Origin of the sequence: Amycolatopsis thermalba, assembly GCF_003385215.1 — a bacterium.
Classification (GTDB): Bacteria; Actinomycetota; Actinomycetes; order Mycobacteriales; family Pseudonocardiaceae; genus Amycolatopsis_E; species Amycolatopsis_E thermalba.
Window position 1 is genome coordinate 1 of record NZ_PQHW01000147.1, and the last position, 13,685, is coordinate 13,685.

Sequence of the window (13,685 nt, forward strand, 5' to 3'; positions counted from 1 at the left end):
CCCCGGACCGCCGCCCCGGGGCCAGCGACGCGTGCCGCTGCCCCGGCCCCTCCCCGTACCGCGACGCCAGCCAATCGGCCACCAGCCCGGTCCCCGCCGCGTAGACGCCCTTGTGCGCCAGGTCGATCACCAGCTCCCGGCGCGGCCACGTCCACGGCGGCGCCCCCACGCCGGTCGCGTTCTCCAGCGTCTGGTCGTTCGTCAGCCGCACCGCCCAGAACATCGCCGAGGCCCACGGGCCCCGCAGCCCGGCCGTCGCCATCACGCCGCGCAGCGCGCCGACCAGCACGCCCTGCCCGAAGTGCATCGCCAGGTTCACCGACCGCCGCGGCCGGTCCGGCAGGCCGGCCAGCCGCGACAGGGTCCGCCCCGGCACGTACGAGTCCGGCCGTCCGGTGAACCGCTGCTCGACCTTCTCCGCCGCCGTCATCGCCAGCACGCCCGCCAGCCCGGCGACCGCACCCTGCGCTACCGCTCGTGCCCACATGCGGCCACGGCTACCCGCCCCACCCGAATCGAATCGCGGCCGCGGGGTACAGAACCGTGGTGAAACGAATCCTGGAAGCCGCCGAGTCCCTCCGCGCCGTCGACCCCGCGGCGACCGCGGTGGCCCGCGGGCTGCGCAAGGTCATCGGCCGCGGCGCCGCCGACCGCCTGCTGCGCGGCGCGTGGCTCGGCCACCCCGTGCACCCGCTGCTGGTCACCCTGCCGATCGGGGCCTGGGTGTCCGCCACGGTGCTCGACCTGTCCGGCCAGCCCGAAGCCGCCCGGCGCCTGGTGTCGATCGGCCTGGCCGCCACCGCGCCGACGGTCCTCACCGGGCTCGCCGAGTTCTCCGGCCTCGACCGGGACCAGCGGCGCGTCGGGGCCGTCCACGCGCTCACCAACACCCTCGCCGCCGGGTGCTTCCTCGCCGCGAACCGCACCAGCCGCCGGAACGCCCGCTTCTGGACCGCGGCCGGGCTGGTCGCGCTCAGCGCCGACGGCGCGCTCGGTGGGCACCTGTCCTACGCGCAGGGCGCGGGCGTGGGCCGCTGGTCAGCCCTCCAGCCGGGCGACCAGTGACTTCGGCGCCACCGTCCGGTAGGCCTCCCGGACAATGGCCCGCACCTCGACCGCGGTGCCCGACGTAGGGCGGCCGGAAGAACCGGTCCGGCTCGGCCGACACCATCTCCTCCTGCACCCCCGGCGGCGCGGCGCACCAGAACGCCACCCGGTCGTCGTGGTGGTGGTCCGCGTACATCACGAAACTCTTCCGGCTCCGGACGAACCAGGCCGGCTCCCCGTGGCTGAGCCGCTCCGAGACCTCCGGCAGGGCCAGGCAGATCTCGCGCAGCGGCTCGATCGGGTCCATCAGAACACGACGGCCAGCACGCCGAACCAGGACAGCACGATCCCGGCGGCCGCCCCCAGCGCGACCCACCGGATGATCGGCAGCTTCCGCGCCAGCCACAACGACGGCGCGATCCCGGCGGTCACCACGACCGCCACGACCAGCACCAGCCACCCGGCGGTCTCCGCGGCCAGCGCGATCGCCAGCGCCATCATCGCGACGATCACCACGGCCGCCACGAACCCGGCGACCACCAGCCCGGTCGCCCACGGCGTCGGCTCGTCCCCGACCCCGGCGAACAGCCGCCGCGGCGTCTCGGCCGGCGGTGGTGGCGGGACGACCATCTGCTCGCCGGTCACCGGGTCGACGTAGTGCACCGGCGTCCCCATCACCGCGGCCACCCGCGACGCCAGCTGCTGCCCGCGCCGGGACACCACGGTCGCGGCCTCGGCCGGGTCGCTCGACGACCGCCGCAGCGCGGCCGCCACCTGCGCCCACTCGTGCAGCGCGTCGGCGAGGTCGACGCCCAGCGCGAGGCTGTGGGGGTCGATTTCGCGCGTGTACACGTCGCCGTGCCCCTTCAGCACCGCGCGGTCGCCGCGGACCCGCAATTCCACGCATGCACCTTTCCGGCCGTCACGCCAGGACGTCGTCAATTTACCGCCGCGGCGAGCTCGTAGAACGCCACCGCCGCGGCCGTGGCCACATTGAGCGAGTCGACGCCCTCGCTCATCGGGATCCGCACCGCGACATCGGCGCTCGCCAGCGCCTCCGCGGTCAGCCCGGGCCCCTCGGACCCGAGCAGCAGGGCCGTGCGGCCGCCACCGGCGGCCACCTCGCGCAGCGTCCGCGAGTCCGCCCGCGGCGTCAGCGCCGCCACCCGGAACCCGGCCGCCCGCACCCGCTCCAGCCCGGACGGCCACGGCGTCAGCGCGGCGAACGGCACCCGCAGCACGTTGCCCATCGACACCCGCACGCTCCGCCGGTACAGCGGGTCCGCGCAGCCGGCGCCCAGCAGCACCCCGTCCACCCCGAGCGCGGCCGCGTTGCGGAACAGCGCGCCGATGTTCTCGTGGTCGCCGACGCCCTCCAGGATCGCGATCACGCGGGCCCGCGCCAGGATCTCGTCGGCGTCCGGCTGCGGCGCGCGGTCGGCCACGGCGAGCACCCCGCGGTTGAGGTGGAACCCGACGACCTTCGCCATCACCTCGGCCGAGGTCACGTACGCCGGCACCGGCACGTCCGCGAGCTCGGGCGCGAGCTCCGCGATCCGCCGCTCGACCCCCAGCAGCGCCCGCGGCGGGTAGGCTGACGCGAGCAGGCGCCGGACCACCACGGTTCCCTCGGCGATCACCAGGCCGCGCCCGCCGGGCCGGTCCGGTCGCCGGTCGGCCGTGGAGAGGTCCCGGAAGTCGTCGAGCCTGGGATCACCCTCGTCTTCGGTTCGCACGATCTGCGCCACGGCATGAAGTCTGCGGCTTCGGGGTAGATCCTCCGTCGTCGGGGTGGGTGCTCCGAACGTGCTGAGTACCACTGGGCCGAACGGACCAGCACCGGCGGAAGTCGGGCGCGTCACGGCGGCGCCACCGATTTGGCCGATGACCGTGTGCCGACGGTGTGCGACCGTTGTCGGCCGGGGTGCCGGGGCGATCTCCACCGCCGCGGCCGAGGACCAAGAGCAGGGATGGCATGGGCAAGGACGTGTCGGCGGACAGCTTCAGCTCCCGGGACCGGGCGCGGTACCGGCACAAGCTCCAGCGGTGCCTGGACACCCTGGCCCGGATGCTCGCCGACGACGGCTTCTCGTTCCCGCGAAGACACATCGGACTCGAGGTCGAGCTGAACCTCGTGGACGACGAGCTGCGACCGTCCATGTCCAACAGCGCGGTACTGGAGGCGCTGGACAGCGAGTCCTTCACCACGGAACTGTCGCAGCACAACATCGAACTGAACGTGCCGCCGCGCCCGCTCGCCGGGAAGTCCGCGATCGAGCTGGAGCACGACCTGATCGGCTACCTGGGCGAGGCCGACCGGAACGCGACCGCGGCCGGCGCGCGGCTGGCCGTGATCGGCATCCTGCCGACGCTCACGCCGGACCACTTCGACCAGAAGTGGATCACCAACAACACCCGCTACACCCTGCTCAACGACCAGATCTTCGCCGCCCGCGGGGAGAACATGACGCTGTCCATGGACGGCGTCCCGCTCGGCGGGCACAACCCGGAGCGGTTGCGCACCTACTCCGAGTCGATCCTGCCCGAGGCCGCGTGCACGTCGGTGCAGCTGCACGTCCAGGTCGCGCCGGAGGAGTTCGCCACCCACTGGAACGCCGCGCAGTGCCTGGCCGGCGTGCAGGTGGCCATCGGCGCGAACTCGCCGTTCCTGCTCGGCAAGGCGCTGTGGCACGAGACCCGCATCCCGCTGTTCCTGCAGGCCACCGACACCCGGCCGGAGGAGCTGCGCAACCAGGGCGTGCGACCGCGGGTGTGGTTCGGCGAGCGGTGGATCACCTCGATCTTCGACCTGTTCGAGGAGAACGTCCGCTACTTCCCGGGCCTGCTGCCGGAGACCGACAGCGAAGACCCGCTGGACGCGCTGGAGGCCGGGCAGGCGCCGAAGCTCACCGAGCTGATGCTGCACAACGGGACCGTGTGGCGCTGGAACCGCCCGGTGTACGACGTGGTGGACGGCAAACCGCACCTGCGCGTGGAGAACCGCGTCCTGCCCGCCGGGCCCACCGTGCTCGACATGATGGCCAACGCGGCGTTCTTCTACGGCGCGCAACGGGCGCTCGCCGAGGCGGAGCGTCCGGTGTGGACACAGATGTCGTTCCAGGCCGCCGAGGAGAACCTCTACGCCGGCGCGCGCAACGGGTTCGACGCCCAGCTGTACTGGCCGGGCCAGGGCTGGGTGCCGCCGGACGAACTGGTGCTGCGCGTGCTGCTGCCGCTCGCGGTCGAGGGGCTGCGCAGCGCCGACGTGTCCGAGGCGGCCATCGACCGCTACCTCGGCGTCATCGAGCAGCGCTGCCTGACCCGCCGCAACGGAGCGTGGTGGCAGCGGGCGACGGTCACCGAGGCGGAGGACCGCGGCGCCGACCGGGACACGGCGCTGAACACGATGCTGGGCCGCTACCTCGAGCTGAGCCGCGGCGGCGAGGCCGTGCACACCTGGCCGGTGGACACCGAGTGATCACCGGCGGCTCTGTTCGGGTCAATCCGGACTTGTTAGGGTAGCCTAAGTGACCGATCTCGCTTACAGTGCCACTCATGGCGGCTCCCCTCGCGGTTGACTCGGACCTGACCCAGACCCCGTTCTCGACCACCCTGAGGGAGTCGACCCGGCGCGCGCACGACCGGGCGCACCACTCCCGGTACATGCGCGAGCTGTTCGGCGGCGACCTGGACCTGAGCGAGTACGCGCGGCTGGCCGCCCAGTACTGGTTCATCTACCAGGCGATCGAGGAGGCCGCGGACGCCATGCGCCGCGACCCGGTCGGCGGCCGGTTCGTGTTCGACGAGCTGCGCCGCGTACCCGCGCTGGCGGTCGACCTGGAGTTCCTCTACGGGCAGCGGTGGCGGGACCGCGTCACGCCGGTCCCGGCGACCGAGGACTACGTGCGGCGCATCCGCTCGGTGGCCTTCGACTGGGCCGGCGGCTACGTCGCCCACCACTACACCCGCTACCTCGGCGACCTCGCCGGCGGCCAGGCCGTGCGGAAGCTGCTGGCCAAGGCCCACGGCGTCGAGGGGCCGGGCGCGATGTTCTACCACTTCGACGACATCGACAACGTCCCCGCGTTCCGGAAGCGGTACAAGGCGCTGCTCGACGACACCCCGTGGACCGGTGCCGAGCGCGAGCGCATCGTCACCGAGACGCTGGTGGCGTTCGAGTTCAACATCGCGGTGCTCGACGAGCTGACCCAGTGATCATCCGCACACCCCGTTGACCTCCATCTAGCTGGAGATTGCAGGCTTGCGACATGACCGGTTCCCGCAGTGCGGACAGCGGCTCCCCAGTTAGCTTCCCGCGCGCGCGAGGACTAGGTTTTGATACCGCAAGGGACTCTGCGTCAGACAAGAAGGAGGGCTGATGGCCCGCTACGAGCTTCCTGACCTCGACTACGACTACGGCGCGCTCGCCCCGCACATCTCGGGTCAGATCAACGAGCTGCACCACAGCAAGCACCACGCGACCTACGTCAAGGGCGCCAACGACACCCTGGACAAGCTCGCCGAGGCTCGGGACAAGGGCGACTTCGGCTCGATCGTCGGCCTGGAGACCACGCTGGCGTTCAACCTGGCCGGGCACGCCAACCACGTGGTGTGGTGGAAGATCCTGTCCCCCGAAGGCGGCGACAAGCCGACCGGCGAGCTGGCCTCGGCGATCGACGAGGCGTTCGGTTCGTTCGACAAGTTCCAGGCGCAGTTCAACGCGGTCGCCACGACGATCCAGGGCAACGGCTGGGCCGCCCTGTCGTGGGACCCGGTGGGCAAGACGCTGATCACGCAGCAGCTGCGTGACCACCACAACAACCTCATCCTGCCGACCGTGCCGATCCTGCTGGTCGACGTGTGGGAGCACGCCTTCTACCTCGACTACAAGAACGTCAAGGCGGACTACGTCAAGGCGCTGTGGAACGTCTACAACTGGGCGGAGATCAGCAAGCGTTTCGACAACGCCGTCTCCGGCGGCAACGGCCTGCTCCTCTGAGCGTCGGCCCGATCGAGGGGTCCTGCCGCGCACCCGCGCGGACAGGGCCCTTCTTTTTTCCCGCTTGACCTCGACCACAGTGGAGGGTGCACGCTGGCCGCATGGATGTCGACGCGTACCTGGCCCGCATCGGGGCCGACCGGCCGGCCGCGCCCACCGCGGCGGCGCTGCGGGACCTGCACGAGGCCCACCTGCTGACCGTGCCGTTCGAGAACCTGAGCGTGCACCTGCCCGAGCGGATCGTGCTCGACGAGGACGCGTTGTTCGACAAGGTCGTGCGGCGCCGCCGGGGCGGTTTCTGCTACGAGCTGAACGGCCTGTTCGCGGCGTTGCTGCGCGAGCTCGGCTACCGGGTCACCCTGCTGGGCGCCCGCGTGTTCGCCGGCGGCCGGTGGGGCGCGCCGTTCGACCACCTGGCGCTGCGCGTGGACCTGGACGAGCCGTGGCTGGCCGACGTGGGCTTCGGCCGCTTCGCCCGCCACCCGCTGCGGCTGGCGGCGAGCGAGCCGCAGTCCGACCCGGAAGGCGAGTTCCTGGTGCTGGACGCGCCGGACGGGGACATCGAGGTGCGGCTGAACGGCGAGCCGGCCTACCGGCTGGAGAAGCGGCCGCGGGAACTGGCCGACTTCGGCCCGACCTGCTGGTGGCAGGCCACCTCGCCGGAGTCGCACTTCACGCAGAACGTGCTGACCACGATCTCGACGCCGTCCGGCCGGATCACCCTGGCGGGCGACAAGCTGATCGAGACGGTCGACGGCAAGCGGGCCGAGCGCGAGCTGAGCGACGCCGAGAAGGTCGAGGCGTACCGGGTGCACTTCGGGATCGACATGAACGAAGCCCCGGCGCTGGGATCCTTCCCGGCGCCGGGGCTCCGCCCGTTCCCGAACTGACTGCCGCTCCCACCACGAAGCGGACAAGCCTTAGGTTAGCCTAACTTCACCAGTCGCCGCAAGGGGCGGTCGAGGACGATCTTTCGACCACCCGTCCGTGTGGTCCCGGACAGTTGTCCAACGTTCAGGGGATCACTGATCGAACTCGCTCGGTCACCGGATAGCGTTCGGGGCGTGAAGTCGTCGACAGTGATCGCGGTCGTGCTCGGCGTCCTGCTGTCCTTCGCGTCCGTCGCCGGCGCGGCCGGCTACCTGTGGTCGCAGGGCAGCGACGCGCCGCCGCCCGCCCCCGGGCTGCCCGCCGTCTGGCCCAGCCGGGACGGCGAACTGCCGCGCCGCGTGCCGATGCCGACCGGGGAGATGCTCGCCGCGCTGCCCGCGGGCAGCGCCGGCCACGTGCTGTGCCAGGCCCTGTCCGAGCAGCGGTGGGAGGCGGTGCTCGGCGGCACGACGCTGCGCGAGGTCCGCGGGAACGTGTGCCACCTGGTCACCGGCAGCCTCGACGTCGGCCTGCGACTGGACAACGCGCCGGCGACGCTGCGGTCGCCGCAGTCGGTGACGGTGTCCGGACGGGCCGCCGAGGTCGAGTCGAGCGGCACCGTCAACGCGCGGCTCAACGTCCACCTGGTCGACGACGCGCCCAGCGTTGAGGTGCACCCGTTCCTGCGCGTCGACATCACTCGGTACGCCGTCGCCCGCCCGGGCCTCACGCTGGACGACCTCGCCATCTCGATCGCGCGGGACGTCATCGACGCGACCATGGCGCCCGGCCCGGACCTGCCCGCGCAGGGCCGCGAGGGCGTGATCGCGATGCGGGCGACCGAGCCGGTGCCGGGCTACGGCATCCAGGACGCGCCGTGGCCGGTGGTGTCCTGGCAGCTGTGCACGCAGCTGGCGAAGGCGATGAGCACGAGCCCGTCCACGGCGAAGCCGAGGTTCGACGGCCGCTGCACGGTGCGCACGGTCCAGGCGGCGCTGAGCGACGACGTGACGCCGCGCGCGTACCCGGACACGCTGGCCGGCCGCCCGGCCCTGATCACCGACGACGTGGTGGCGGTGAAGCTCGAGGACGACTCCAGCCAGGAACTGACGTTCACCGGAACGGGCCGGGACCTCAGGGCACTCGCGGAGACCGTGCTGCCCGCGCTCCTCGGCCGCTGAGCACCCGTAGGCCGGCCAGCCGCACCGGGCGCGTCATCCCGCCCCGCCGAGCCAGCACCGCCGCGCACACCACGGCCGCCACCGCGGAGATCACGCCGCCGATGAAGAACGGGGACCGGCCGCCGAAGGTGTCGGCCATCCACCCCACCATCGGACCGCCGATCGGGTTGCCGCCGATCAGCACCAGCACGTAGAGCCCCATCACGCGGCCGCGCATCTCCGGGCTCACCGAGGTCTGCACGAGCGAGTTCGCCGTGTTCAGGAACGTGATCGTGGCGAACCCGAGCGGGATCAGCGCGATGCCGAACGCCAGGTAGGTCGGCATGAACCCGGCGACGAACTCCACCGCGCCCAGGCTGAACGCCGCGATCAGCAGCAGCCGCACCCGCGGCCGCCCCCGCGCCCCGCGCCGCGCGGCCATCAGCGAACCCGTGAACGTCCCGACCGCCAGCAGCGTGGACAGCAGCCCGTAGCCGTCGGCCTGCGTGGCGAACACGTTGCCCGCCACGATCGCCAGCGACGTGAAGAACGTGATGCCGAACGTGCTGACGAAGAACACCAGCACCATCAGCGAAACCAGGTCCGACCGCCCGCGCACGTACGCCAGTCCCTCGCGCAACTGCCCCTTCGCGCGGGCGACGGCCGGGCCGCGGAACAGCTTGTCCGGGTCCATCAGCAACAGCCCGGTGATCACGGCCAGCGTGCTGACCGCGTTCGCCAGGAACATCCAGCCCGTGCCGACCCACGTGATCGCGAACCCGGCGATGGCGGGCCCGACGATGCGGGCCATGTTGAACACCGACGAGTTCAGCGCGACCGCGTTCGTGATCTGCTTGCGCCCCACCATCTCCGCGACGAACGACTGCCGCGCCGGCACGTCCAGTGAGCTGAAGATGCCCAGCACGAAGCACAGGACGTAGACCTGCCACAGGGTCACCACCCCGGACACGTCGAGCAGCCCGAGGACCAGCGCCTGCACCCCGATGCCGCTCTGGATGGCGATGCACAGCTTGCGCTTGTCCACCCGGTCGGCGAGCACACCGGCCCACAGGGACAGCATCAGCGTCGGCAGGAACTGCAGCGCCACCGCGATCCCCAGCGCCACCGGGTTGTTCCCGGACAGTTGGAACACCAGCCAGTCCTGCGCGATGCGCTGCATCCAGGTGCCGATGTTGGAGATGATCTGGCCGGAGAAGAACAGCCGGTAGTTGCGCACCCGCAGCGACGCGAACATGCTCGCCTTCGGCTGAGCCCGTTCCTCGGGCTCTTCGGCGGGGGCGGCGGCCGGCTTGGGCCGCATCCGGCCGGACGGTGCGGTGCACGCGGTGCGGTCGGCGGGTGGTGCCTGGCCCCGGGTAGCTGTGTTCGTCAGTTCGGACTGTCCGTCAGTACCCGTGTTGAGCCCCACCGTTATTCGTTCCCCGCCATCCTGTCGATGATCTCGGCGGCGCGGGCGAGCACTTCCCGCTCGTCGCCGCTCAGTTCTGCCAGCTTCCGGTCCAGCCAGGCCTCGCGCACCGAGATCGTCTCCCCGACGAACGTCCGGCCCCGCTCGGTCAGGGCGACGATCGACTGCCGCCCGTCCGTCGGGTGCGGGCTGCGCGCCACGTACCCGAAATCCTCCAGCGCCGCGATGACCCGGGTCATCGACGGCGGCTGGACGCCTTCCTTCGCCGCGAGCTTGCCCGGCGTGAGCGGTCCGCACTTGTGCAGCGTGGACAACGCCGCCAGCTGCGTGAGCGAGACGTTCTCGTCGGTGCGCTGCGCCCGGAGCTTGCGGTTCAGCCGCACCACCGCGAGCCGCAACCGGCTCGCCAGGGCAGGCTCCCGCATATCGGACACATAGTTAGCATACCTCACGATCAACAGGACGACCCGGTGAAATCGGTCGCATCAGCTCCGGCGCTCGAACCAGGTGACCACCACGCCGTTGTCGAACGCCTTCCGGTCGGTGACCGCGAACGGTGTCGGGTCGAACTTCCCGTCCACCACCGGGATCCCCGCGCCGGCCACGACCGGGTAGCTCTTGATCACCATCCGGCCGACCTCCGGCCACACCGCGCCGGCGAGCTTGCCGCCGCCGCACAGCCAGATGTCCTTGCCCTCCTCCTGCTTGAGCGAGCGGACCAGGCCGAGCGGGTCGCCGCCGACCACCGTCACGGCCGGATCCGGGCTCGGACCGAGGGTGCTGGAGACGACGTACTGGCGCAGGTGCGCGTAGGGGCTGGTGAACCCCTGGTCCAGACCGGGGCGGTAGGTGCCGAGCCCCATCACGACGGTGTCGAACCGCCGGTTGGGCGCGTTCTCCAGGCCGAACGCCGCTCTCATCATCGTCGGGACGGTCTCCGGGTAAGACTCGTTCATCCACGCCATGTACGCCGCGACCTGCGCCTCGTCGCCCTGGGGGTAGAAGTCGTACTCGCCGCCGGGGCCGGCGATCCGGCCGTCGATGCTCACGCCCACGTAGTAGACCAGCTCTCGCATGAAGTGCTCCATTCGTAGTACTCTGTCCGTAGTGGTTACGACCGTAGTACTACAACTGGAGTGGTGTCAATGGTGCGCAGGAACGACGAACGGCGGGCGGCTCTGCTGGACGCCGCGATCGAGGTGCTGGCCCGGGAAGGCGTCCGCGGCCTCACCTATCGCGCCGTCGATGTGGAAGCCGCCGTGCCGGCCGGCACGGCGTCCAACTACTTCCCCAACCGCGACGACCTGCTGTACCAGACCGCGCAACGGGTGTACGAGCGTCTGCAGCCCGACGCGGCGACGATCGAACGGCAGCGGACCGCGCCCCGGGACCGGGCGACCTACACCGAGCTGATGCGCGAGCTGGTGGGCCGGATCAGCGCCTTCCGCAGCGGCTACCTCGCGCTGCTCGAACTACGCCTGGAGGCCACCCGCCGCCCCCGGCTGCGGGAGCTGCTGACCGAACGCGTGCGCGCGGACGTCGAGGCGAACGTCACCTACCACGAGCAGTCCGGGCTGCCCGGTGACACGACCGCGGTGCGGCTGCTGATCCTCGCCCTCAACTGGCTCATCGTCGAGCAGCTCACCCTGCCGGACGTGTTCGGCGAGGCCGAGCGCGACCAGCTCGTCGTCGCCGCGGTCGAGCGGCTGGTGGCTCAGCCGAGCGCCTCCTGAATCGGCCCCACGCCGAAGTAGGCCACGAACGCCACGGCGATGATCCACAGCAGCGGGTGCACCTTCCGCGCGCCGCCGGTGACGACCTGGATCAGCACGTAGGAGATGAACCCGACGCCGATCCCGTTGGTGATCGAGTAGGTGAAGGGCATGACGACGATCGTCAGGAACGCGGGCAGCGCGATCCGGAAGTCGGTGAAGTCGATCTCGCGGACCTGGCTGATCATCAGCGCGCCGACGATCACCAGCGCCGGCGCCGCGGCCTCGACGGGGATCACCTCGTACAGCGGGGTGAAGAACATCGCGGCGAGGAACAGCAGCCCGGTGACGACGTTCGCCAGGCCGGTCCGCGCGCCCTCCGCGATGCCGGCCGCCGACTCCACGTACACGGTGTTCGAGCTGGCCGAACCGACGCCACCGGCGACCGCGCCGAGGCTGTCCACGAACAGGGCCTTGCCGGTGTTCGGCAGTTCGCCGTCGCGGCGGAGCAGCCCGGCCTCCTTGCCGAGGCCGGTCATCGTGCCGATGGTGTCGAAGAAGTCGGTCAGGATCAGCGTGAACACGATCAGCGCGGCGGTGATCGCCGGGACCTGCACCCACGCGTCGAAGTTGACCTCGCCGATCAGCGACAAGTCGGGCAGCCCGGCGATCTGGTCGGGCAGCGCGGGGTAGCCGAGGTTCCAGCCCTTGGGGTTGGTGCCGCCGGCCGGGCCGGCCTTGACGATCGCCTCCAGGACGATCGCGATCACGGTCGTCACCAGGACGCCGATCAGGATCGCGCCGCGCACGCGCCTGGCGACCAGGATGCCGGTGATCAGCAGCCCGATCACGAACACCAGCGTCGGCCAGCTCGCGATCGAGCCGCCGATGCCCAGCCCGACCGGCACGGTGGTGTTCGCCGCGTCCGGGATGCGCCGCACGAAACCGGCGTCCACCAGGCCGATCAGGGTGATGAACAGGCCGATGCCGACCGCGATGGCGGCCTTCAGCGCGGGCGGCACGGCGCGGAACACCATCGTGCGCACCCCGGTCAGCACCAGGACCAGGATGATCAGGCCGTTGAGCAGCACCAGGCCCATCGCCGCCGGCCAGCTCATCTGCGGCGCGACGCTGACCGCGATCAGCGAGTTGATGCCGAGCCCGGTGGCCATCGCGAACGGGTAGTTCGCCACGACGCCCATCAGGATCGTCATCACCCCGGCGATCAGCGCGGTCACGGCCGCCACCTGCGGGACCGGCAGGATGTTGCCGAACAGGTCCTTGTGCGCGCCCGCGTCCTGCGCCGAGAAACTGCCGATGATCAGCGGGTTGAGCACCACGATGTAGGCCATCGTGACGAACGTGACCAGCCCGCCGCGCACCTCGCGGCCGACGCTCGACCCGCGTTCGGTGATCTTGAAGAACCGGTCGAGCCCGGTCCTGCCGCCCTGCTCAGCCAATGCAACCTGCCTTACCTGCTGCTCCTGCGATGACCCGCGGGTAGCCTTCCTGACGTGGCCGATCCGATCAACGCCGGGGATGTTAAACGTCCGTTGCTTCCGGTGCCCGAGTTGCCTGAGCGACTGGTGGTGCTCTACCCGGTCGTCGTGGTCGGCACACTCGTGTGGTTCACCGGGTTCGTCGTGCTCGGCGCGCTGCGCGTGTTCGGCGCCGGCGGGCCGGCGGACGTGTGGATGTGGACCTGCCTGGCCGGCGGCGTCCTCGGGCTGATGGGGATGGGCATCATGAGCTGGCAGCGCTGGGCCCGCCGCCGCGGTTCGCGGAGCGCCCAGACGGGCCTCTAGATGTATCCGGTCAGGACGTTGGTAGCGGCTGGCTGGTGTTGACATGGGGAGAGCCTCCGGTTGGGGTGTGGCTTGTCTAGGACCCACGCCAGGCCGGAGGCTCTCGTGTCACACCGTAATGCCCGTACGACGTTCTTGGGCAGGTTGCTGATCGTCCAGCGGCATCGTCAGGGGTGGCCACAGGCACATATCGCGAAGGCAATGGGCATTTCACGCAAGTGCGTGAAGACCTGGTTGGACCGGCACGCCGCCGAGGGCGAAGCCGGCCTGCACGACCGGTCCTCACGTCCCCATTCCTCACCGCGGCGGACCAGTGCCGAGACCGAGCGGCAGATCCTCGAGCTGCGGCAGCGGGAGCGTCGCGGTCCGGACTGGCTGGGGGCGCAGCTGGGAGTGCCGGCGCGGACGGTGTCGCGCGTGCTGGCCCGCCACAACGCGCCTCGGCTGTCGGCGCTGGACCCACTCACCGGGCAGGTCATCCGGGCCAGCAAGACCACCGCGGTGCGGTATGAGCGCAATACCCCGGGCGAGCTAGTTGTTGCGGGTCATGACGTTGGTGTCGGCTGCGGGGGCTTGAGACGAGGGGACGGGTCTTTCGGCGGCAGGATGAGAAGTGCGACCCACTCATCCGCCGAGAGAAAGACCCGTCCATGCACCACCGTA

At 71.1% G+C, this 13,685-nt stretch carries 16 protein-coding genes and 1 pseudogene; 9 read left to right on the forward strand and 8 right to left on the reverse strand.

Translation table 11 applies throughout. The features are described from left to right. On the reverse strand, positions 1–487 hold a 487-nt coding region (locus D0D15_RS33250), incomplete at its 3' end, for a hypothetical protein (RefSeq protein ID WP_115945023.1). Positions 488–546: 59 nt separating this feature from the next. Here D0D15_RS33250 and D0D15_RS33255 point away from each other — a divergent pair. Beyond that, a complete protein-coding gene (locus D0D15_RS33255; RefSeq protein WP_115945021.1) occupies positions 547–1,065 on the forward strand; it encodes a DUF2231 domain-containing protein in 519 nt (172 codons plus the stop codon). Here D0D15_RS33255 and D0D15_RS37425 read toward each other — a convergent pair. The 3 genes and pseudogenes from D0D15_RS37425 to D0D15_RS33270 form a co-directional block, all read right to left on the reverse strand. Continuing rightward, a pseudogene (locus tag D0D15_RS37425) lies at positions 1,039–1,354 on the reverse strand (MmcQ/YjbR family DNA-binding protein). The gene D0D15_RS33255 and the pseudogene D0D15_RS37425 sit on opposite strands and share 27 nt — an antisense overlap. Continuing rightward, positions 1,354–1,950 carry a DUF2537 domain-containing protein gene (locus tag D0D15_RS33265; protein WP_115945022.1) on the reverse strand — a complete coding sequence of 199 codons (597 nt, stop codon included), beginning with the start codon at positions 1,948–1,950 and terminating at the stop codon, positions 1,354–1,356. Before D0D15_RS33265 ends, D0D15_RS37425 begins: the two are co-directional and overlap by 1 nt. Positions 1,951–1,985: 35 nt before the next feature. After that, positions 1,986–2,795, reverse strand: coding sequence for a TrmH family RNA methyltransferase (locus D0D15_RS33270; protein ID WP_094009066.1), 810 nt, complete (start codon positions 2,793–2,795; stop codon positions 1,986–1,988). A gap of 227 nt (positions 2,796–3,022) precedes the next feature. Between D0D15_RS33270 and D0D15_RS33275 the strand changes: the two genes are divergently transcribed. From D0D15_RS33275 to D0D15_RS33295, 5 genes are all read left to right on the forward strand, one after another. Then, positions 3,023–4,525 carry a glutamate-cysteine ligase family protein gene (locus D0D15_RS33275; protein ID WP_094009065.1) on the forward strand — a complete coding sequence of 501 codons (1,503 nt, stop codon included), beginning with the start codon at positions 3,023–3,025 and terminating at the stop codon, positions 4,523–4,525. A gap of 77 nt (positions 4,526–4,602) precedes the next feature. Further along, the gene (locus D0D15_RS33280) at positions 4,603–5,262 is read left to right on the forward strand and encodes a biliverdin-producing heme oxygenase (RefSeq protein WP_094009064.1); all 660 of its coding nucleotides are present in this window, start codon (positions 4,603–4,605) and stop codon (positions 5,260–5,262) included. 163 nt (positions 5,263–5,425) lie between these two features. After that, positions 5,426–6,046 (forward strand): superoxide dismutase, encoded by a 621-nt coding sequence (locus D0D15_RS33285; protein WP_094009063.1) that lies wholly within the window; start codon positions 5,426–5,428, stop codon positions 6,044–6,046. A gap of 101 nt (positions 6,047–6,147) precedes the next feature. After that, positions 6,148–6,936 carry an arylamine N-acetyltransferase family protein gene (locus tag D0D15_RS33290; protein ID WP_094009062.1) on the forward strand — a complete coding sequence of 263 codons (789 nt, stop codon included), beginning with the start codon at positions 6,148–6,150 and terminating at the stop codon, positions 6,934–6,936. Positions 6,937–7,110: 174 nt separating this feature from the next. Next, positions 7,111–8,097, forward strand: coding sequence for a hypothetical protein (locus D0D15_RS33295; RefSeq protein WP_094009061.1), 987 nt, complete (start codon positions 7,111–7,113; stop codon positions 8,095–8,097). On the opposite strand, the gene D0D15_RS33300 is transcribed toward D0D15_RS33295, so the two are convergent. The 3 genes from D0D15_RS33300 to D0D15_RS33310 form a co-directional block, all read right to left on the reverse strand. After that, positions 8,051–9,331 (reverse strand): MFS transporter, encoded by a 1,281-nt coding sequence (locus D0D15_RS33300; RefSeq protein WP_094009093.1) that lies wholly within the window; start codon positions 9,329–9,331, stop codon positions 8,051–8,053. The genes D0D15_RS33295 and D0D15_RS33300 overlap by 47 nt on opposite strands. 176 nt (positions 9,332–9,507) lie before the next feature. Beyond that, positions 9,508–9,930, reverse strand: coding sequence for a MarR family winged helix-turn-helix transcriptional regulator (locus D0D15_RS33305; RefSeq protein WP_094009060.1), 423 nt, complete (start codon positions 9,928–9,930; stop codon positions 9,508–9,510). Positions 9,931–9,990: 60 nt separating this feature from the next. Beyond that, the gene (locus D0D15_RS33310; protein WP_094009092.1) at positions 9,991–10,581 is read right to left on the reverse strand and encodes a dihydrofolate reductase family protein; all 591 of its coding nucleotides are present in this window, start codon (positions 10,579–10,581) and stop codon (positions 9,991–9,993) included. 69 nt (positions 10,582–10,650) lie between these two features. Here D0D15_RS33310 and D0D15_RS33315 point away from each other — a divergent pair, with 69 nt between their 5' ends. Further along, on the forward strand, positions 10,651–11,238 hold the full coding sequence (locus D0D15_RS33315) for a TetR/AcrR family transcriptional regulator (RefSeq protein ID WP_094009059.1): 588 nt from the start codon (positions 10,651–10,653) through the stop codon (positions 11,236–11,238). Here the strand turns inward: D0D15_RS33315 and D0D15_RS33320 are convergent. Further along, on the reverse strand, positions 11,220–12,677 hold the full coding sequence (locus D0D15_RS33320) for an NCS2 family permease (protein WP_094009058.1): 1,458 nt from the start codon (positions 12,675–12,677) through the stop codon (positions 11,220–11,222). The genes D0D15_RS33315 and D0D15_RS33320 overlap by 19 nt on opposite strands. A gap of 102 nt (positions 12,678–12,779) precedes the next feature. On the opposite strand from D0D15_RS33320, the gene D0D15_RS33325 reads away from it, so the two are divergent. Together D0D15_RS33325 and D0D15_RS33330 are read left to right on the forward strand one after the other, a co-directional pair. Further along, a complete protein-coding gene (locus tag D0D15_RS33325) occupies positions 12,780–13,022 on the forward strand; it encodes a DUF2530 domain-containing protein (protein WP_094009057.1) in 243 nt (80 codons plus the stop codon). 105 nt (positions 13,023–13,127) lie between these two features. Continuing rightward, positions 13,128–13,685: helix-turn-helix domain-containing protein (locus tag D0D15_RS33330; RefSeq protein WP_240325322.1), on the forward strand; the 558-nt coding region annotated here is incomplete at its 3' end.